We start from the raw sequence: 20,140 nt of genomic DNA, 5'->3' as shown, positions 1-20,140 counted from the left end.
TTCAGCTCCTGGTGCTGGACTGGCTACTTTTCGCGTCGTTGCGTGACGTGTTGTCGATGGTCTCGGCCGCTACCGGTTGTGGGGGGCCGAAGTGATAACCTTGGCCATAGTTGCAGCCTAGCTCACGTAGGAAGTCGGCCTGGTCCGGTTGCTCGATGCCCTCTGCAAGGACCTTGAGGCCCAGGCTCTTGCCCAGCGCGATCACCGCACGGGCGATGGCGGCGTCCTCGGGGTCGTTGGGCAGGCCGCGGACGAAGCTCTGATCGAGCTTGAGCTTGTCCACCGGCAGGCGCTTGAGGCGCGCCAGCGAACTATAGCCGGTGCCGAAGTCGTCGATCGCCAGGCGCACGCCCAGCGCGCGCAGGCTGGTCAGCAGTTTCAGGGCGGCGTCGGGGTCTTCCATGATCGCGCTTTCGGTTACCTCCAGCTCCAGTTGCTCGGGAGGCAGGCCGGTTTCGGCGAGCACGCTGGCGACCTTCTGGTCGAGTTCGCCGCGGCTGAACAGACGGCTGGAGACGTTCACCGCGACGAAGCTCAACGCGTGCTCTTCGGTATTCCAGCGCACCATCTGGCGGCAGGCCTGTTCCAGCACCCAGGCGTCGATGACGCCGATCATGCCGTTGTCTTCGGCAATCGGGATGAATTCGCCGGGTGGAATCAGCCCGCGTTGCGGATGCTGCCAGCGCACCAGCGCCTCCATGCCCACCTGGCGACCATCGCGTAGATCGTGCAGCGGCTGGTAGTAGACGCGCAGCTCTTGGTTATCCAGGGCGTGACGCAGGCTGCTGGCCAGCTCCACGCGCTGGCGGGCGTAGTCGGTCAGTTCCTGCACGTAGAAGGCATAGCCTTCGCGGCCGCTGCTCTTGGCCTTGAACAGCGCCGAGTCGGCATTGCGCAGGATCTGCTCGACGCTGTCGGCATCCTCGGGAAACAGGCTGATGCCGATGCTGGCGCCGATGTACAGCTCGTGACCGTCGAGGCGAAAAGGCGTTTCCAGGCTGCGCAACAGGCGCTGCGCCAGCTCGGCTGCCTGCGCAGCTTCGCTGCAATTCTCGCTGAGCAGGCCGAACTCGTCACCGCCCAACCGGGCCAGGGTGACGCCATTGGGCAGGTCTTGCTGCAGGCGCTCACCGACGCTCTTGAGCAGCAGGTCGCCGACGTTGTGGCCAAGGCTCTCATTGATGTGCTTGAAGTGGTCCAGATCGATCAGCAGCACTGCGCCGCGCAATTCCTCGATCCTGCTGCGTTCCAGCGCATGGGCGACGCGCTCGGTGAACAGCAGGCGGTTGGGCAGGTTGCTCAGCGGGTCGTGGTGGGCCAGGTAATCCAGCTCACGTTGCGAGCGCTTGAGCGCGGTGATATCGGAGAACACCGCCACGTAATGGCTGACGCGCCCCTGCTCGTCGTAGATCGCGCGTATGCATTGCCACTGCGGGTAGATTTCGCCGCTCTTGCGCCGGTTCCACACTTCGCCACTCCAGGCGCCGCGATTCTCCAGAGCGTGCCAAAGGCTTTGGTAGAAGGCGGCGTCGTGGCGGCCGGATTTGAGCAGCGTGGGGTGCTGGCCGAGAATTTCCTCGCTGCTGTAGCCGGTGATGCGGCTGAAGGCCGGATTGACGTGAACGATGCATTGCTCGGCATCGGTGACCAGTACGCCTTCCTGGGTGGCATCGAACACGGCTGCGGCCTGGCGCAGGCTATCGTCGATGGCACGTTGCCGGGTGATGTCGCTGGCGATACCGATGAAGCGTTGTGGCTGACCATTTTCGTCGCGCAGCAGACGACCGCGGGAGTGAATCCAGCGGTAGCTGCCATCGGCATGACGCAGGCGGTAGATATTCTCGTAGGGTTGCTCGCTCAATTCGGCATTGAGCGCATGCAGTGCGCGCTCCCGATCATCCGGATGCAGGCGTGCAGCCCAGTCTTCGCGGGTGTCGCCGAGGGTCTGCGGGGTCAGCCCGAGCAGCCTGGCATAGCCTTCGGAAAAGAATACGCGGCGGCTGGATACGTCCCAATCCCACAGGCCGTCGCGTGTGGCGTCCAGCGCCAGGCGCAGGCGTTCCTCGTTGCCCGTCAGTTGCAGGCGTGCGCTGCGATGTTGCCGGGCATGACGCTGCAGCACGAGGTAAAGCAGCGAACTGGTGAGTACGACGAAGAACAGGCCCTTGAGCGATTGCAGGCGATCCTGCTGCGCCACGGAAAGCCCCAGAGCCGCGAGTAGCTGATCGCTGAGAAGAATCCATAGACCGGCCAGGAGCAGGTAGCCCAGGGTCAGACGCAAGGCGGCGGTGTCGATACGCATGGGTGGGCGGCTACGCTCCCTAGAAATGTTGGGCAGTATAGAGGCGGTGGCTCTGAAACATTCTTATCTAAAAGACCAACTGGTTTTCTGGCATGGGTCAGGGATAATGTGATCTGGTTCGTCCTTGTAGGACAACCGCGTTTCCCTATCAAGAGGCAACAGCGCCCATGTGGTACAACGGTTTACTCGACCTGTCGGTCTGGCAGCTGGTGGCTGCGACCTTGCTGATGACGCATGTGACCATCGTCAGCGTCACCATCTATCTGCACCGCTACTCTGCGCATCGGGCATTGGAACTGCACCCGGCGCTCAAGCATTTCTTCCGTTTTTGGCTGTGGCTGACCACCGGCCAGAACACCCGCGAGTGGACCGCGATTCACCGTAAGCATCACGCCAAGTGCGAAACCGTCGATGATCCGCACAGTCCGGTCATCAAGGGCCTGAGCACTGTGCTGCGCAAAGGTGCCGAACTCTATCAGGAAGAGGCGAAGAATCAGGAAACCCTGCGCATCTATGGCAAGAACTGCCCGGATGACTGGATCGAGCTCAATGTCTACAGCCGCTATCCGATTGGCGGCGTGGTCTTGATGGCGATCATCGACCTGGCTCTGTTCGGCGTGCTCGGCATGACCGTCTGGGCGATCCAGATGATGTGGATTCCGTTCTGGGCCGCCGGCGTGATCAACGGCCTGGGCCACGCGATCGGCTATCGCAACTTCGAATGCCGCGACGCTGCTACCAACCTGGTGCCATGGGGCATCATCATCGGTGGCGAAGAGCTGCACAACAATCACCATACCTACCCCAACAGCGCCAAGTTGTCAGTGAAGAAATGGGAATTCGACATGGGCTGGGCCTGGATCAAGCTGTTCAGCTTCCTCGGCCTGGCCAAGGTGCAGCGCGTCGCGCCCATCGCCCATCGCGTGGAAGGCAAGGGGCATCTGGACATGGACACTGCCATGGCCATTCTCAACAACCGTTTCCAGATCATGGCGCAGTACCGCAAGCTGGTGATCGCGCCGCTGGTCAAGCAGGAAGTGGCCAAGGCCGACGAGTCCGTTCGTCACCTGTTCCGTCGTGCCAAGCGGTTGCTGTCGCGCGAACCGAGCCTGCTGGAAGAGCAGCACCATGCGCGCATCGCCGACATGCTGGCGCAAAGCCAGGCGCTCAAGGTGATCTACGAGAAGCGCCTGGCGCTGCAGCAGATCTGGGTCAAGACCAGCAGCAACGGCCATGACATGCTCGAGGCCATGAAGCAGTGGGTGCATGAGGCCGAGGCCAGTGGCATCCAGTCGCTGCGAGAGTTCGCCGAGCAGCTCAAGACCTACTCGCTGCGACCTTCCGGCGCCACTGCCTGATCGTCATTCGTTACAAGCAAAGGCCCGCCGAACTGGCGGGCCTTTGTGTTTGTCCAACAGCTCGCACTATGCTCAATTCAATTCAATGCGAGGCAAGGCGGGATGGCCGCTGTAATGGACGATCAAGGCAACGCTGTTTCCGAGTTGGAAGAACTCACCCTGGCTCTGCTGCACAGCCGGGCCGAAGTGGAACGTCTGGGTGAACGCGAGCAGCTGTTCAGCAGTCTGCTTGGCAGCGTCAATGCGGTGCTCTGGGCCTTCGACTGGAACGAGCAGCGGATGATTTATGTAAGCCCTGCCTATGAGCGCATTTTTGGCCGCTCTGCCGCGTTACTGTTGGCTGACTACGGCGAATGGCGCAACAGCATTTACCCGGATGATCTCGATTACGCCGCCGAAAGCCTGGCCAAGGTGCTGGAAACCGGCGCTGTGGAGTCGCGCGAGTACCGCATCATTCGCGCCGATGGCCAACTGCGCTGGCTCAGCGACAAGTGTTTCGTCAGCCCGAGGCTGGGCTCGGTACAAGGCAATGTGATCGTCGGCATCGCCGAAGACATCACCGAGAAAAAGCGTCTGGAGGGGGAGCTGCATCGCCTGGCCACCACCGACGTGCTGACCCAGAGCAGCAATCGCAGACACTTCTTCGAGTGTGCCCGCCGCGAGTTCGAACATGCGCGCAAGTTTGGTAGCCCATTGGCCTTCCTGCTGCTTGATCTCGATGACTTCAAGAAGATCAACGACCAGTACGGTCATCAGATCGGTGACGAGGTGTTGCGGCGCCTGGCTCATTGCGGCAGCAATGCCCTGCGACGCGGCGATCTGTTCGGGCGTATCGGCGGTGAGGAGTTCGCAGCGCTGTTCCCCGGCTGCGAGCAGGATGTGGCCTTGCAGGTGGCTGAACGACTGCAGCGTGAGGTGCAACGCCTCAGCTTTCAGCATGAAGGCACCAGCTTCAGCATTACCGTCAGCCAGGGCCTGACCAGTCTGCTGGCGACCGATGTCAGCCTCGATGCGCTTTACGCACGCGCCGATGCAGCGATGTATCTGGCCAAGCGGCAAGGCAAGAACCAGATCGTGCTGGGATGAGGCTGGCGATTTTCCGCCTGAGAGCTGGTTCTCATGGGCGGAAAATTGCCGACACTGAATTGTCATTGACTGGTCATTCGTCTGCAGAAAAACTGTAACCTGTTGTTCTAGAAGCCTTAGACTCACGCTGGCAGGAGCTGGCGCGCTATCTGCATAGCCCCGCCAGATGCCGGCAGGATGTCGGCGTAAAATAACAACGACGAGAGAGTTCTCCTCATGCACCACTCTGCCCTCATTCCGGTCGCTTCGTTGCGTTCGCCGTTGTTGCGTTCTTCCTGAGTTTTCACGCGCCCATTCGAGCCCGGCTTTAGCCGTGTCCTGGCTCGCGGGTGCGTATGCCCCATTCGTTCCGGCCTGCCTCTTCGTGCCGAAGCCTGCGCCGGACGATGCGTCACCTTAAACACACTGGAGAGAAACATAATGAGAAAGACCTCCCTGGCACTGGCCGTAGCCGCCAGCACCCTGGGCCTGAGCCAAGTCGCCTTCGCCGATTTCATCGGTGACAGCAAGGCCAGCTTGACCATGCGCAACTTCTACTTCGACAACGACGTCAAGAACACTGCTGACAACAACGGTGCCGCTCGTGAATGGGGTCAGGGCTTCATTCTTAACTACACCTCCGGTTTTACCGAAGGCACCGTAGGCTTCGGCGTCGACGCGGTCGGCATGCTGGGTGTGCGTCTGGACGGTGGTGGCCGTGCCGGCAAAGCTGATCGTGACCGTACTCCGGGCCAGCTGTTCCCGCTGGAAAGCGATGGCAGCGCTGTGGATGACTTCAGCAAGGCTGGCGCGACTGCCAAGGTTCGCATCTCCAAGACCGAAGGCCGTATCGGCACTCTGATGCCGAAGCTGCCGATCCTGGTTTCCAACGACGGCCGCCTGCTGCCGCAGATGTTCGAAGGTGGCATGATCACCTCCAACGAAATCGACAACCTGACCCTGACTGCAGGTCAGATCGAGCGCGCCACCAGCCGTGCTTCGAGCAACAGCACCGGCTTGTCGGTCGCTGGCGGTAGCGAAGCCTCCAACAAGTTCTACTTCGCTGGCGGTGACTGGAAGGTCAATAGCGACCTGACTGCGCAGTACTACTACGCGAATCTGGAAGACTATTACAAGCAGCATTTCGCTGGTCTGGGCCACAATCTGGCCCTGGGCGAAGGCAGCCTGAAGACCGACCTGCGTTATTTCCATACCACTTCCGACGGTAAGAACGGCAAGGAAGCGGGTTACTCCGTCGGTGGTTACACCCGCAACGGTGACGGCGAGATCGACAACAACACCTGGAGCGCTGCCTTCACTTACAGCCTGGGTAGCCATGCCGTAATGCTCGGCCATCAGCGTGTTTCCGAAGACAGCAACTTCGTCCAGCTGAACCAGGGCGGCATCGAAGGTTCCGCGGGCGCCAGCGTGTATTTGCTGACTGACCGTCTGGTTAACAGCTTCACCCGCGCCGGTGAGCGCACCACCTTCGGTCAGTACAGCTATGACTTCGCCAGCGTCGGCGTGCCGGGCCTGAAGGCTTCGGTAGCCTATCTGAAGGGCACCAATATCAAGACCACTGGCAGCGATGCCAAAGAATGGGAACGCGATATCGCTCTGGATTACGTCTTCCAGGACGGTGCTCTGAAAGGTCTGGGCCTGGGCTGGCGTAACGGTATGCTGCGTGGCAACGCCGCTACTGATGCCGACCAGAACCGTCTGATCGTCAGCTACACCCTGCCGCTGCTCTAAGGCGTTATTGGCAGGGCACTGTCTCTGCTTGCGCTCTAGCGAGAAGCCCGCATCGAAAGATGCGGGCTTTTTCATTTTGCGTTCGCTACGTTCTCGCTCGCATTTGCCGACGCAGCGAGAATGGCACTGGCCAGGGCCATATCGTCGGCGTCCTGCAATTGCGGGTTAGCGCTGCGCAACTGCTGCATTGCAGCTTCCAGGTGCGGGCCGCGGATTTCGCCGTTGCTGGCGACGAAGCTGCTGGCGTCTTCTTCAGTCGCCGCGACCAGCTTGCGATCCTTGAATGTGAGGTAGGTCGAGGCGGTGGTAGCGCCCGAGGACAGAATATCGCGCAGCAGGCCATCGGCAGCTGCGGTCTGGGCGATCAGGCAGGCGCTGAACGCCAGCGCGGCACGGCTCGTTACACGCATGATGAAGCTCCTGTAGGGTGGTTTCTCTCCTAGGAGTCTTTTTGGCCGCTTGTGGTTCCTCGCAGGCGATGGCCGGTTGCCACGCCGGTCAGTTCCGCAGCCTGTGCGCGCGATGTTGATGACGCCACCAGAGTAGTGCCGAAACGACTGCCAGCGCACCGAACAATAGAAACTGCCAGGCCCAGGGCAGATCCGGGAAAAGATAGGACAGCGCGCCGATGCCGACAGCCACCAGACCTATCCACAGCAGATAGCCACCGGCGCCGAACACCTCGAGAATCAACAGCAGGGTAGCCAGAGCCAGCCAGTCCCAGAACGACAGTTGTTGCAGGTAGGTGATCATGAGAAGACGCGGCTAGCTGTAGCTAGAGGGTTCGCCGGTCGCCTTTCGGTGTGCATCGTTTGGACTCCATTGCCAGATTCTTCCATCTAAGCATAGCCATCCGTGCTCTGCCGCCGACCCCTTCGCAAGGTGGGCGCGTGCCTGGTGATCCATGAGAACTGGTTGCCAATCCGGCTGGAGGGCGACGGCTAATTCGCAACTGAGCGATGATCGCTGGCGCGGCGCTGCGGATTGTCAGCGCTGGTCGCTCTGCGGCGTGACGCGCAGCACTTCCTCGATAGTGGTCAGCCCGGCCGCTACCTTCTGTGCGCCGGACAGGCGCAGGCTGCGCATGCCGTCCTTAAAGGCGGCGCGGCGCAGGGCGGTAAGGTCGGTGTCGGCATTGATCAGCGGCTTGATCGCGTCGTTGAGCAGCATGATCTCGTAGACCCCGGCCCGGCCGCGGTAGCCGGTTTCGCGGCATTCCAGGCAGCCGACGGCGTGGTGCGCCTGAGTCGGCAGCGGCGAGCTCCAGGGCCGGGTCAGGCCGTTCCAGGTGTCCTCGTCCAGTTGCACCGGCGCCTTGCAGTGCGGGCACAGGGTACGCACCAGGCGCTGGGCCATGACGCCGAGGATGGTCGCCTTGAGCAGGTAATGCGGCACGCCCAGTTCAAGCAGACGGGTGATGGCGCTGGGGGCGTCGTTGGTGTGCAGGGTGGAGAGCACAAGGTGACCCGTGAGCGCCGCCTGGATGGCCATCTCGGCGGTTTCCAGGTCGCGAATCTCGCCGACCATGATGATGTCCGGGTCCTGGCGCATCAGTGCGCGCACGCCGCTGGCGAAGTTCAGATCGATGTTGTGCTGCACCTGCATCTGGTTGAAGGCGCCCTCGATCATCTCGATGGGATCTTCGATGGTGCAGACGTTCACCTCCGGTGTGGCCAGTTGCTTGAGCGTGGTGTACAGCGTGGTGGTCTTGCCCGAGCCGGTGGGGCCGGTAACCAGGATGATGCCGTTGGGCTGGCTGGTCATGCTGGCCCAGCGGCGCAGATCTTCGGGAGAGAAACCAAGCTGGTCCGGGCTTTTCAGCAGCACTTCCGGGTCGAAGATACGCATCACCATCTTCTCGCCGAAGGCGGTGGGCAGGGTCGACAGGCGCAGCTCAACCTCGCCGCCGTCCGGGGTCTTGGTCTTGACCCGACCGTCCTGCGGTTTGCGCTTCTCGGCGATGTTCATGCGGCCGAGGTTCTTCAGGCGGCTGACCACCGCCATGGTGACCTGGGCCGGGAACTGGTAGACGGTGTGCAATACGCCATCGATGCGAAAGCGCACGGAGCCCTGCTCACGGCGCGGTTCGATGTGGATATCGCTGGCGCGCTGCTGGAAGGCGTACTGGAACAGCCAGTCGACGATATTGACGATATGCGCGTCGTTGGCATCCGGTTCCTGATCCTGGGCGCCCAGGCTCAACAGTTGCTCGAAGTTGCCGACGCCGCTGACCTTCTGATCGGTGGCGCTTGCGCCACTGACCGAGCGCGCCAGGCGATAGAACTCGGTGGTGAAGCGCTGGATGTCGGCGGGGTTGGCCACCACGCGCTTGATCGGGCGCTTGAGCACATGAACCAGGTTGGCTTCCCAGCTGTGCACCAGCGGCTGGCTGCTGGCAATGGTGACGCACTCGCTGTCCACTGCCACGGCGAGAATCTTGTGGCGCTGGGCGAAGGCGTAGGACATCAGCGGGGTGATCGCCGGTACGTCGATCTTCAGCGGGTCGATGCGCAGGTAAGGTTGGCCGGCGAAGTTGGCCAGCCAGACGGTCAGGCTTTCCAGGTCGAGCTTCTTGCCCGGTCGCGTCAGGTCATCGACCTGTTGCGCCGCGAGGAACTCCAGCGGGTGCTGGGCGTGGTTCAGCGAACTGCGGCGAATCGCCAGGCACTGCTCGGCCACGTTCTGATCGACCCGGCCCTGGGCCACCAGCTCGCGCAGCAGGTCGCCAAGATCCAGTACACGGTCAGTTGCGGTAGCGGTGAAGGCGGACATGCGGGCTCCTCGGGGTCGGCCTGAACAAGGGTAGCAGGTCGTTCTTCAACGACCTTTCAGCCGAGCTAGGATGCCCGAAAAGCTGCGTGAGGGCGAAGTGTCTGGCGTGACCGAATGCCCGCTTCAGGCCACCTCCGTCACCAGGCTGTGATCCAGATGCTGCCAGCTCACCTCCCACACGCACACCAGGCCGCGCAGTTTTTGCGCCAGCACGCCGGCGCGATGCAGCGAGATGCCGGGCAGGCGCAGGCTGATGTGCAGATCGTCCTGCAGGCGCTCCATGTGCAAGGCTTCGGGTAACAGCTGCAATTGCGCGAACAGGCCCAGCAGGCGGCACATCACGTCGGCTTCGGCATCGGTGCGCAATTGGTATTCGACACAGGCATCGGGGCGATCCTGCCAGGGATCGCGACGGTTGTAGGTAGGCGGAAACGGAGTGGTATCAGGCATGGCGGCAGCTCGGGCAGGTTTTGCCTAAGTGTCCGCCTTCTTCCGGCAAAAGTTCTGCCTAGTTTTCTGGGTTAATGCGGTTTTGCTGGATAGAATTGCCTTATTGTTCTGATTCGGAGGAATTTTTATGTCCATCGCGCTGGATGCCTATGATCAACGCATTCTTGCCCTATTGCAGGAGGATGCCGGCCTAGCCACCGCCGAGATCGCCGAGCGCATCGGCCTGTCGCAATCGCCATGCTGGCGCCGTATTCAGCGGCTCAAGGAAGAAGGGGTGATCCGCAAGCAGGTGACGCTGCTCGATCGCAAGCGTATCGGCCTGCACACGCAGGTCTTTGCCCAGGTCAAACTCAACGCCCATGGCCGCTCCAACCTGACCGAGTTTGCCGAAGCCATGCGCGAATTTCCCGAGGTGCTCGAATGCCATGTGCTGATGGGCGCGGTGGACTTCATGCTGCGCATCGTCACCCGCGATATCGAGGCTTATGAGCGCTTCTTCTTCGAGAAGCTGTCGCTGGTGCCTGGTATTCAGGAGGTGAACTCCATCGTCGCGCTGTCGGAGATCAAGTCCACCACCAGTTTGCCGCTGGCCTAGGGCTTGATCACCACCGGAGGCGACTGCTCGGCGTTGCGCTTGCCAGGTGGCGTAAGCCCCATCGACACGTAGATGCTGGTCAACTGATCCACGCCCATGTCGGCGGGTCGCACCCATTGCTCCGGTACGTAGAGCAGGCCACCGCCGACGGGGATGGGCGCGGTGGGAATGAGAATGGCGCAGTAGGCGCGGCCGTCCAGCTCCACGCTTTCCGAACTCGGGCGCAGGGCGAGCACGGCGGCGCCATCGCCGCCGAAGAAGCACCACACCGGCGCCATGGTGGTGATGTCCGGGTTCTTGCTCTTGTCCAGCAGGCCCACGAAGCGGTCGGCCAGGTTGTAGAAGTTACCGATCAGTGGGGTGCGCCGTAGCGTGCGGTCGAGCAGCCAGGACAACGGGCGGCGCAGGCCCAGTTGCACGGCCAGGCCCAGCGGGTAGAGGCTGGCCAGCAGCACCAGGCTGCCGAGTAGATAGGCCATGTAGCCGTTGCTGGAAAAGGGCTGGCCGAGGGCGGCGAATAACTGGCCGATCAGCGTCGACGGGCCTACCAGGCGATTGAACAGGCTGAATATCCAGGCGAGCAGTGCCAGAGTCAGCACCAACGGGAGTAGCGCCAGCAGGCCGGTCAGCCAGGTAGCGACAACGGATTTCAGGCTGCGTCTGATCATGCCTCGGTTTCCTCGATGAAGATGCCGGCGACTTTACGCCAGGATGTCGGGCACCGTGCAGTTATGTCTGTCCCGCGAACCGGGAAATGGCGACAACATCTTTCCTACGACCGTTTCGCTTTGCTGGCGTGCAAAAAAAGCCCGGCACAGAGGCCGGGCGGAGTGGGTACACAAGGTACCGAATTAGCAGCGTTCGTTGGAACGGTTACATCCCGAGCAGATTCGGCAAGGTCATGGACACGGCCGGGATGTAGGTGATCACCATCAGGAAGCTGATCAGCATCATCAACCACGGCAAGGCGGCTTTGATCACCGAGGTCAGCGGCATGCCGGTCACCGCCGAGGTGACGAACAGGTTCAGCCCCACCGGTGGCGTGATCAGACCGATCTCCATGTTCACCACCATGATGATGCCCAGGTGAATCGGGTCGATGCCCAGCTGCATGGCGATCGGGAACAGGATCGGTGCCAGGATCAGGATGATCGCCGACGGCTCCATGAAGGCACCTGCGATCAGCAGCACGATGTTCACCACCAGCAGGAACTGCCACGGCTGCAGGCCCAGCTCCACCACCCAGGCGGTGATCTGCTGCGGGATCTGCTCGGTGGTCAGCACGTGGGCGAAGAGCATGGCGTTGGCAATGATGAACATCAGCATGATGGTCAGCTTGCCGGACTCCAGCAGCACCTTCGGGCACTCGCGGATGGTCAGGTCCTTGTACACGAACAGGGCGACGAAGCCGGCATAGACCGCCGCCACGGCCGCAGCCTCGGTCGGGGTGAACATGCCGGTGTAGATGCCGCCGAGGATGATCACCATCAGCAGCAGGCCCCAGAAGGCCTCGCGGGCGGAACGCAGCCACTCGCGGAAGCTGGCGCGCGGCAGGGCCGGCAGCTTCTTGATGCGCGCGACGATGTAGATCGCGATCATCAGCGCCAGGCCGAGCATCACACCGGGTATCACACCGGCCATGAACAGCTTGCCCACCGACTGCTCGGTAGCGGCGGCGTACACCACCATCACGATCGACGGCGGAATCAGAATGCCCAGGGTACCGGCGTTACACACGATGCCGGCGCCGAAGGCTTGCGGGTAACCGGAGCGCACCATGCCGGCGATGGCGATGGAGCCCACGGCCGCGACGGTGGCCGGCGAAGAACCGGACAGCGCGGCGAACAGCATGCACGCCAGTACCGCGCCAATGGCCAGGCCGCCACGGATGTGGCCGACGCAGGCGTTGGCGAAGTCGATCAGGCGACGTGCCACGCCACCGGTGGTCATGAAGGCACCGGAGAGCAGGAAGAACGGGATCGCCAGCAGGGTGTAGTGCTCGGAGGTCTCGAACAGCTTGATCGCCAGCGAGCGCACCGAGTCGGGGCTGAACAGCATGATGGTGATCGAGCCGGCCAGGCCGAGCGATGCGGCGATCGGCACGCCGATGAACATCAGCAGGAACAGCAGCAGGAAGAGGAACAGCACGGTCATTATTTGGCCTCCTCGTGCTCGTTGATTTTCAGCGCATCGGCGGCTTCGTCAGCCAGGCCGAGGCCGGTCTGCTCGTTGCGCAGGATACGCACGAGGATTTCCAGGAAACGGATGAACACCATGGCGTAGCCGAACGGCACGATCATGCCGATATGCCATTGCTGGATGCCGTAGTGGCCCAGGTCTTCGGCGCCGATACCGGCCCTGAACAGGGTGCTGACCCAGTCGAAGCTGCCGACGGCGATCAGGCCGGCGTAGCCCAGGCAGGCCGAGCAGGCGATCACGCCGATGACGCGCTGCACGCCGCGCGGAGCGAGTTTGACCAGCGCGTCGACGCCGATGTGGCCGGCGGTACGCACGCCGTAGGCCAGGCCGAAGAAGATCAGCCAGCCGAACAGGGCTTTGGTCAGGGCGTTGCTCCAGGTCATCGCCTGGGCAAGGTCGAGAATGAAGTCGCCGATAGCGAGCAGGGCCTCGTTACCGCCGAAGGTGTCACCCAGCCAATAGAACAGGGTGTAGAAGTTATTGAGGATCACGTAGACGAAAGTGATCAGCGTCATGGCCGCCAGGAGGAAAGCGATGAAGCCTTCCTCGAAGTGCTCCCAGACGCGCCGCAAGGCGTTCATGGTCGGTTCTCCCGAATGGAAAGGGCGTAGGGTGGGACGGCAGCCGGCCCACCGGTTACAGCATTGAACGACGCCCGTCGCGGGCGTCGTGGTGGGTCAGCGCTGCAGTGCCCTGCCCACCCTACGGCTCTCCGGCCTTATTGCTGGTTGGCGGTTTGCGCGGCCTTGATCAGGTCGGCACCGATTTCGCCTTCGAACTTCTTCCATACCGGCTGCATGGCGTCGCGCCACTGGCCGCGCTGCTCGGGAGTCAGGGTCAGGATCTCGGTAGTACCGGCATCGAGAATGCGCTGCTTGTCGCCTTCGTTGAGGGCGTCAGCCTGCTTGTTCACCTCGACGGTGACCTCGGCGATGATCTTGTCCAGCTCGCTACGTACGTCAGCCGGCAGACCGTCCCAGAACTTGGTGTTGGTGATCAGCATGTAGTCCAGCAGGCCATGGTTGGACTCGGTGATGTACTTCTGCACTTCGTGCATCTTCTGGCTGTAGATGTTCGAGTACGGGTTCTCTGCACCGTTGACCACGCCGGTCTGCAGGCCTTGGTAAACCTCGGCGAAGCTCATCTTGCGCGGGTTGGCGCGCACGGCCTTGAACTGCTCTTCCAGTACGGCGGAAGCCTGTACGCGGAATTTCAGGCCACGGGCGTCTTTCGGCTCCAGCAGCGCCTTGTTGGCCGACAGCTGCTTCAGGCCGTTGTGCCAGTAGGCCAGGCCGGTGATGCCCTTGTCGGTCATGGAGGTCAGCAGCTTCTGGCCTTCCGGACCTTTCTGGAAGCGATCGACTGCAGCCATGTCGTCGAACAGGAACGGCAGGTCGAATACCTGCAGCTGCTTGGTGTAATGCTCGAACTTGGCCAGGGACGGGGCGATGATCTGGACGTCGCCGAGCAGCAGCGCTTCCATTTCCTTGCCGTCGCCGAACAGCGAGGAGTTCGGGTAGACCTCGACCTTGACCTTGTCGCCCAGGCGCTCTTCAGCCAGTTGCTTGAACAGCACGGCACCCTGACCTTTCGGGGTGTGCTCGGCAACCACGTGGGAGAACTTGATGACGATCGGGTCGGCAGCGTGAACCACGCCAGCGATGGACAGGGACAGGGCGCAAGCCAGCGCCTTGGCAGTCAGTTTGAACATGCGGATGCTTCCTCTTGTTGTGTTTATCGCATTTGCGCCGAAGCGCTGCTGACGAACGGACAAGAGCAAGTCTAGGCGGCTTGGAGAAAAACGCCGGTGGCATCAGCGAGGCCTGGACTTGTACTTGTGGGTTCGCTTGGAGCTAGCCTAGAGCAACCCTTGTGCCAGTCTGCGATGGAGGGCTTGCCTGCCTAGAGGAAAAGCCCGTGGCTGTGGGCTTTGATGGCGTTTTGCCGAGCGCCGGGCGGGCGTATGCGCCCGCTGCCGGCCAGTCTTTGATGATGGCTTTGGCGGTTTGCCGCCAGTCAGTCGAAGTCCTCTGGCGAGCTTCCGCCAGCACCGGAGAAATTCAGCCCATGTTTGCGCAGCTTGTCGTGTAGAGTCTTGCGCGGCACGCCCAGCGCTTCGGCCAGGCTGCGCAGCGAGCCGTGCGGACGACTCAGCTCGGCGGCGATCAGCGCGCGCTCGAAGGCTTCGACCTGTTCGCTGAGCCCGCCGTTGACCGGTGGCAGGTTCGGCGCGTTGCTATCGAGTGCCAATTCCAGGCCCAGGGCGAAACGCTCGGCGGCGTTCTGCAGTTCGCGCACGTTGCCCGGCCATGGATGACGCAGCAGCAACGCACGCTGTCCCGGTTGCAGCTCACGCGGAGCCAGGGCGTGGCGGGCTGCCGCCGCTTCGGCGAAATGCTGGAACAGCAGCAGGGCATCCTCGCCGCGCTCGCGCAGCGGGGGGATGGACAGCGGCGCGACGTTGAGGCGGTAGTAGAGGTCGGCGCGGAAACGCCCGGCGTCGGCTGCCTGGCGCAGGTCTTCCTTGGTGGCGGCGATCACGCGGATATCCAGCGGGATCAGCTGGTTGCCGCCGAGGCGTTCGACCACGCGCTCCTGCAGCAGACGCAGCAATTTGACCTGCACGTCCAGGTTCATGCTCTCGATCTCGTCGAGGAACAGGGTGCCGCCGTTGGCAAATTCGAACTTGCCGATGCGGCGCTTCTGCGCGCCGGTGAAGGCGCCGGCCTCGTGGCCGAACAGTTCGCTTTCCACCACGGACTCGGCCAGCGCACCGGCGTTGATGGCGACGAAGGGCCCGTCGCGGCGGCTGGACAGATCGTGCAGGGCGCGGGCGACCACTTCCTTGCCGGCGCCGGTCTCGCCGAGGATCAACACGTCGGTGGTGATGCCGGCAAGCGCGCCGATCTGCTCGCGCAGGCGCTGCATGGCAGGCGACTGACCCACCAGGCGGCTGGACAGTTGCTGGCGGTCATTGAGCGCCATGCGCAGGCTGCGATTGTCCAGTACCAGGCGGCGCAGCTGCAGTGCGCGGCGCACGCTGTCGAGCAGCGCCTCGTTGGCGAAGGGCTTTTCCAGAAAATCGTAGGCGCCGGCGCGCATCGCCTGCACGGCCAGCGGCACGTCGCCGTGGCCTGTAATCAGCAGTACCGGCAGCTCGGCATCGCGCTCGCGCAGTTGCTGCAGCAGTTGCAGGCCGTCGATGCCGGGCATGCGGATATCGCTGACCACCACACCCGGCCAGCCCACCGGAATTCGCTCGGCCAGGCCCTGGGCATCGCCCAGGCTGATGACCTTGAGCCCGGCCAGATCGAGCGTCTGGCTGAGCGCCTGGCGCAGATGGGCGTCGTCGTCGATCAGCAGTACCTGAATGCGGCTGTCGATGGCGCTGTCGCTGGTCATGGCGAAGGGTCCTCAGAAGGTTGCAGGTTGACGCCGGGGCTGGCCAGGCGCAGGCGCAGGGTAATCAGCGCGCCGCCGGCCGGATGATTGGCCAGCAGCAGTTCGCCGTCCAGCGCCCGCACCAGACTATCGCAGATGGCCAGACCTAGCCCCAGGCCCTGGGCGCTGGTCTTGGTGGTGAAGAACGGCTCACGCGCGCGGGCCAGGGATTCGCTTGAGAAGCCGGGACCGTTGTCGCGCAGCAGCAGGTCGAGATGCTCGGCCTGATGTTCGATGCTGATCCAGATACGCCGTGGCGGCGCCTTGTCGACCAGGGCGTCGAGCGCATTGCCGAACAGGTTGCCGAGTACCTGGCGCAGGCGCGTTTCGCCAGCCTGAACCCAGAGCGTGGCGTCCGGCAGGTCGCGAATCAATTCCACATCCATGGCCCGGCGGCGTTTGGCGAGCAGGGCAAGGGCGTCGTCCAGTGCCGGTTGCAGCGCCACTCGCTCGGGCGCATGGCGGTCGCGGCGGGCGAAGGCGCGCAGATGCGCGATGATCGAGGCCATGCGCTCGGTCAGTTCGCTGATCAGCTTGAGGTTGGCGCGGGCATCGTCGCTGCGCTGGTGGTCGAGCAGGGTACTGGCGTTCTCGGCGTAGCTGCGGATCGCCCCCAGTGGCTGGTTGAGCTCGTGGCTGATACTGGCGCTCATGGTGCCGAGCGCGGAGAGTTTGCCGGCCTGGACCAGTTCGTCCTGGGCGCGCACCAGCTCCTGCTGCGCCTGCTCGCGTTCGAGCACTTCCTGCTTGAGGCGGCTGTTGAGCAGTTCCAGGTCCTGCGTACGTTCGGTCACCCGCTGCTCCAGTTCGGCCTTGGCGCTAGCATCGAGGGCGATGCGCTCAAGATAGTGTCGGCGGCGCAATATCAGCAGGCCGAGCAGCAGCAGCAGGGCCAGCAGGGCAGCCGCACCCACGGCCACAGCGCTGCGCACGGGGCGATCGAGGAGGATGCGAGGGGCGAGAATACTTACCGTCCAGCCGGTTTCCTCCAGGGCGCGGCTTTGCGTCAACCAGGCGTTGGGATCAAGGTCGAGCGCGGGCGGCGCCTGGGTCGGGTAGGGCTGGTTGGCGGCGATGGCCGACTGTTCTACGCGGTCCAGCGGGCGGCTGGCGTGAAAGCGCCAGTCAGGGCGCGAGGTGAGAATCACCACGCCATTGGTGTCGGTGACCAGCAACTGTTCCGGGGTGTTACCCCACAGCGTTTCGGTGTGGTCGAGGTCGACCTTGACCACCAGTGCGCCAATGTTGTGGTCGTCCTCGCGCACCGGGTAGGCAAAGTAGTAGCCGCGTTTGCCTGAGGTGGTGCCGAGGCCGAAGAAGCGGCCCAGGCGGCCGGCCAATGCTTCGCGAAAGTACGGGCGAAAGGCGAAGTTGCCGGCGACGAAACTGTCCGGCTTGTCCCAGTTGGAGGCGGCCAGGGTGACGCCGCGTGTGTTCATCAGGTAGATCACGTCGGCCCCGGTCTGGCTCTTCACGCGGGCCAGCAGGCGGTTGGCGTTATCCAGTACTGCAGGGGCTTCGGGCGCCTTCAGGGCTGCGCGCAGGCCGGGCAGGTCGCCGAGAATCTGCGGCAGTACCTCGTAGCGGCGCAGCGTGCCAAGCAGGTTGGCGACGTACAGGTCCAGGGTTTGCCGGTTCTGTTCGATCAGGACTTCGCGGTAGTAGCGTTCGGCCAAAAAGTGTACGGGCAACAGCAGGGGCGCGAGCAGCAGCGCCAGCAGCACGAGGCTGCGCCAGCGCAGGCGGCGGGGAGTGGCAGTGTTTGTGCTCATGGAGAACCGTGCAGAAATGATCGGCGCATTATGCACGTTAAGCGTGCGGCCGGTGACGTGCGCCGGCCGCTGGCGATGAAATGCCGGGCGTCAGCCCATGCGCTGCAGACAGGCGTCCAGTGCCGTTCGCCAGTCCGGCAGGCGAATCTGCCATTCCTCTTCCAGGCGTTCGCCGTCCAGGCGCGAATTGAGCGGGCGCTGCGCCGGCGTCGGGTACTCGCTACTGGAGATCGGGCGCAGCCGGGCACAGGGCTTGCCGGCCGCGCGCAGGCGCTCGGCGATGGCGCTGGCAAAGCCGAACCAGCTGGTTTCACCCTGGCAGGTCAGATGATAGGTGCCCCAGCGATGGCGCCCGTGTTGCCACTTGTCGATCAGCTCGGCGGTGGCGCTGGCGATGCTGCCGGCCCAGGTCGGCGCGCCGATCTGGTCATCGACCACGCTGAGTTCTTCGCGCTCCTGCAGCAGGCGCTGCATGGTCAGGAGGAAGTTGCGCCCATGCTGCGAGTACACCCAGCTGGTACGCAGGATCAGGTGGTCGCAGCCGCTGATGCGCAGCGCCTGCTCACCAGCCACCTTGCTGGCACCGTAGACGCCCAGCGGGCGAGGCGTGTCCGCCTCGCGGTAAGGCGTGGCCTTGCTGCCGTCGAAGACGTAGTCGGTGGAGTAGTGGATCAGCGGGATGTCCAGCTCGAAGCAGGCATCGGCCATGGCGCCGGGTGCCTCGGCGTTGATGGTGAAGGCGAGCTCGCGCTCCTGTTCGGCCTGGTCGACAGCGGTGTAGGCGGCGGCATTGATCACCAGCGCCGGGCGCTCGCGCAGGATGGTTTCGTGCAGGCTTTCCGGGCGTGACAGGTCGAAATCCTGACGGCCGAGGCTGATCAATTCATGCTCGCGCAGGGCCAGTTGCAGCTCTCGCGCGACCTGTCCGGTGTGGCCGCTGATCAGAATCTTCATGCGAACGTCTCGGCGTCGGTCAGGCTCAGGCCTTGTTGATCCTTGGCCGACAGCTGTGGTGTCAGGCCGTCGAGCGGCCAGTCGATGGCCAGCTGCGTATCGTCCCAGCGGATGCAGCGTTCGTGAGCCGGAGCGTAATAGTCGGTGGTCTTGTAGAGGAACTCGGCGTACTCGCTGAGCACCAGAAAACCGTGTGCGAAGCCTTCCGGCACCCACATCTGGCGCTTGTTCTCGGCAGACAGATGCACGCCCACCCACTTGCCGAAGTTCGGCGAGCTGCGGCGTACGTCCACTGCGACGTCATAGACCTCGCCGGCACTGACGCGCACCAGCTTGCCCTGGGCCTGCTGCAGTTGATAGTGCAGGCCGCGCAGTACGCCTCGCGCGGAGCGCGAGTGGTTGTCCTGCACGAATTCTCGGGTCACTCCGGTTGCCTCGGCGAAGCGCTGCGCATTGAAGCTCTCGTAGAAGAAGCCGCGTTCGTCGCCGAACACCTGGGGGTCCAGAATCAGCACTTCCGGTAGTGCGGTCGTGATCACTTTCACAGCGACTCCTCCGCCAGTTTGTAAAGGTATTGACCATAACCCGTCTTGCCCAGTGCCTTGGCACACGTAAGCAATTTCTCTCGGTCGATCCAGCCCTGCTGATAGGCGATCTCTTCCAGGCAGGCGACCTTCAATCCCTGACGCTTTTCCACCGTTTGCACGTATTGCGAGGCATCGAGCAGGCTGTCGTGGGTGCCGGTATCGAGCCAGGCGAAACCACGGCCGAAGCGCTCCACGCGCAGGTCTCCACGGGCCAGGTAGGCATTGTTCACATCGGTAATTTCAAGCTCGCCGCGTGGCGAGGGTTTAACGGCCTTGGCGATTTGCACCACATCGTTGTCGTAGAAATACAGGCCGGTCACGGCAAAGCTGGACTTGGGTTTCGCCGGTTTTTCCTCGATCGACAGCGCGTTGCCGGCGGCGTCGAACTCGACCACGCCAAACCGCTCCGGATCGCTGACCCAATAACCGAATACCGTGGCGCCACTTTCGTTGCTGGCGGCGCGAAGCAGCATTTCGGTGAAGTGTTGGCCGTGGAAAATATTATCCCCGAGGATCAGGCAGACCGAGTCGTTACCAATGAACGACTCGCCTATCAGGAACGCCTGGGCCAGGCCGTCCGGCGAGGGTTGCTCGGCATACCGCAGAGTGATGCCGAACTGGCTGCCGTCGCCGAGCATCTTCTCGAAGTTGGGCAGGTCTTCAGGGGTGGAGATGATCAGAATCTCGCGAATGCCGGCCAGCATCAGCACCGACAGCGGGTAATAGATCATCGGCTTGTCATAGATCGGCAGCAGCTGCTTGGACACGCCCAGGGTGATGGGGTGCAGGCGGGTGCCGGAGCCGCCGGCGAGGATGATGCCTTTCATATTTTTCTGTGTTCCTTGTCGATGCGTAGGGCGGTGCAACCCGTCGCTGCCTGGCTGGAGGGTTGC

The 20,140-nt window shown here is 62.9% G+C and carries 18 protein-coding genes; 4 read left to right on the top strand and 14 right to left on the bottom strand.

Annotation, left to right across the window (positions count from 1 at the left end):
- Position 1 precedes the first annotated feature (1 nt).
- Positions 2-2,302 (bottom strand): phosphodiesterase DibA, encoded by a 2,301-nt coding sequence (gene dibA / locus B3P22_RS19650; RefSeq protein WP_296272239.1) that lies wholly within the window; start codon positions 2,300-2,302, stop codon positions 2-4.
- A gap of 167 nt (positions 2,303-2,469) precedes the next feature.
- On the opposite strand from dibA, the gene desA reads away from it, so the two are divergent.
- The 3 genes from desA to B3P22_RS19635 all read left to right on the top strand — a co-directional run bounded on the left by desA (position 2,470) and on the right by B3P22_RS19635 (position 6,477).
- Entirely contained in the window at positions 2,470-3,660 is a 1,191-nt protein-coding gene (gene desA / locus B3P22_RS19645) for a delta-9 fatty acid desaturase DesA (protein ID WP_296272237.1), read from the top strand.
- Positions 3,661-3,774: 114 nt separating this feature from the next.
- Positions 3,775-4,746, top strand: coding sequence for a sensor domain-containing diguanylate cyclase (locus B3P22_RS19640; protein WP_197858654.1), 972 nt, complete (start codon positions 3,775-3,777; stop codon positions 4,744-4,746).
- 420 nt (positions 4,747-5,166) lie between these two features.
- Positions 5,167-6,477, top strand: coding sequence for an OprD family porin (locus tag B3P22_RS19635; protein ID WP_296272235.1), 1,311 nt, complete (start codon positions 5,167-5,169; stop codon positions 6,475-6,477).
- Positions 6,478-6,548: 71 nt separating this feature from the next.
- Here B3P22_RS19635 and B3P22_RS19630 read toward each other — a convergent pair whose 3' ends face one another.
- The 4 genes from B3P22_RS19630 to B3P22_RS19615 form a co-directional block, all read right to left on the bottom strand.
- The gene (locus B3P22_RS19630) at positions 6,549-6,887 is read right to left on the bottom strand and encodes a DUF2388 domain-containing protein (RefSeq protein WP_197858656.1); all 339 of its coding nucleotides are present in this window, start codon (positions 6,885-6,887) and stop codon (positions 6,549-6,551) included.
- 88 nt (positions 6,888-6,975) lie between these two features.
- Positions 6,976-7,230, bottom strand: coding sequence for an NfeD family protein (locus tag B3P22_RS19625; protein WP_197858657.1), 255 nt, complete (start codon positions 7,228-7,230; stop codon positions 6,976-6,978).
- A gap of 234 nt (positions 7,231-7,464) precedes the next feature.
- A complete protein-coding gene (locus tag B3P22_RS19620) occupies positions 7,465-9,249 on the bottom strand; it encodes a GspE/PulE family protein (RefSeq protein ID WP_296272231.1) in 1,785 nt (594 codons plus the stop codon).
- A 123-nt stretch (positions 9,250-9,372) separates the two neighbouring features.
- Complete coding sequence (locus B3P22_RS19615) at positions 9,373-9,699, bottom strand: hypothetical protein (protein WP_232106474.1); 327 nt, start codon at positions 9,697-9,699, stop codon at positions 9,373-9,375.
- 127 nt (positions 9,700-9,826) lie between these two features.
- On the opposite strand from B3P22_RS19615, the gene B3P22_RS19610 reads away from it, so the two are divergent.
- Positions 9,827-10,294, top strand: a complete 468-nt coding sequence (locus B3P22_RS19610; protein ID WP_197858659.1) for an Lrp/AsnC family transcriptional regulator — start codon at positions 9,827-9,829, stop codon at positions 10,292-10,294.
- Here B3P22_RS19610 and B3P22_RS19605 read toward each other — a convergent pair.
- The 9 genes from B3P22_RS19605 to rfbA form a co-directional block, all read right to left on the bottom strand.
- Positions 10,291-10,962, bottom strand: coding sequence for a DUF502 domain-containing protein (locus B3P22_RS19605; RefSeq protein ID WP_279922653.1), 672 nt, complete (start codon positions 10,960-10,962; stop codon positions 10,291-10,293). The genes B3P22_RS19610 and B3P22_RS19605 overlap by 4 nt on opposite strands.
- Before the next feature lie 205 nt (positions 10,963-11,167).
- Positions 11,168-12,448, bottom strand: coding sequence for a C4-dicarboxylate TRAP transporter large permease protein DctM (gene dctM, locus B3P22_RS19600; RefSeq protein WP_279922652.1), 1,281 nt, complete (start codon positions 12,446-12,448; stop codon positions 11,168-11,170).
- Positions 12,448-13,074, bottom strand: a complete 627-nt coding sequence (locus tag B3P22_RS19595; protein ID WP_279922651.1) for a TRAP transporter small permease — start codon at positions 13,072-13,074, stop codon at positions 12,448-12,450. The genes dctM and B3P22_RS19595 overlap by 1 nt, the downstream gene beginning before the upstream one ends.
- Positions 13,075-13,211: 137 nt before the next feature.
- On the bottom strand, positions 13,212-14,204 hold the full coding sequence (gene dctP, locus B3P22_RS19590) for a C4-dicarboxylate TRAP substrate-binding protein DctP (RefSeq protein WP_275546788.1): 993 nt from the start codon (positions 14,202-14,204) through the stop codon (positions 13,212-13,214).
- 305 nt (positions 14,205-14,509) lie between these two features.
- A complete protein-coding gene (locus B3P22_RS19585) occupies positions 14,510-15,895 on the bottom strand; it encodes a sigma-54-dependent transcriptional regulator (RefSeq protein ID WP_279922650.1) in 1,386 nt (461 codons plus the stop codon).
- Positions 15,892-17,706, bottom strand: coding sequence for a sensor histidine kinase (locus B3P22_RS19580; RefSeq protein ID WP_279922649.1), 1,815 nt, complete (start codon positions 17,704-17,706; stop codon positions 15,892-15,894). The genes B3P22_RS19585 and B3P22_RS19580 overlap by 4 nt, the downstream gene beginning before the upstream one ends.
- Positions 17,707-17,796: 90 nt before the next feature.
- Complete coding sequence (gene rfbD, locus B3P22_RS19575) at positions 17,797-18,660, bottom strand: dTDP-4-dehydrorhamnose reductase (RefSeq protein ID WP_279922648.1); 864 nt, start codon at positions 18,658-18,660, stop codon at positions 17,797-17,799.
- The gene (rfbC, locus tag B3P22_RS19570) at positions 18,657-19,205 is read right to left on the bottom strand and encodes a dTDP-4-dehydrorhamnose 3,5-epimerase (protein ID WP_279922647.1); all 549 of its coding nucleotides are present in this window, start codon (positions 19,203-19,205) and stop codon (positions 18,657-18,659) included. Before rfbC ends, rfbD begins: the two co-directional genes overlap by 4 nt.
- On the bottom strand, positions 19,202-20,074 hold the full coding sequence (gene rfbA / locus B3P22_RS19565; protein ID WP_279922646.1) for a glucose-1-phosphate thymidylyltransferase RfbA: 873 nt from the start codon (positions 20,072-20,074) through the stop codon (positions 19,202-19,204). Before rfbA ends, rfbC begins: the two co-directional genes overlap by 4 nt.
- Positions 20,075-20,140: the final 66 nt, after the last annotated feature.

Source organism: Pseudomonas sp. UBA6323, assembly GCF_002439135.1.
Taxonomy (GTDB): domain Bacteria; phylum Pseudomonadota; class Gammaproteobacteria; order Pseudomonadales; family Pseudomonadaceae; genus Aquipseudomonas.
This window is presented reverse-complemented; position numbering and strand designations above follow the sequence as displayed.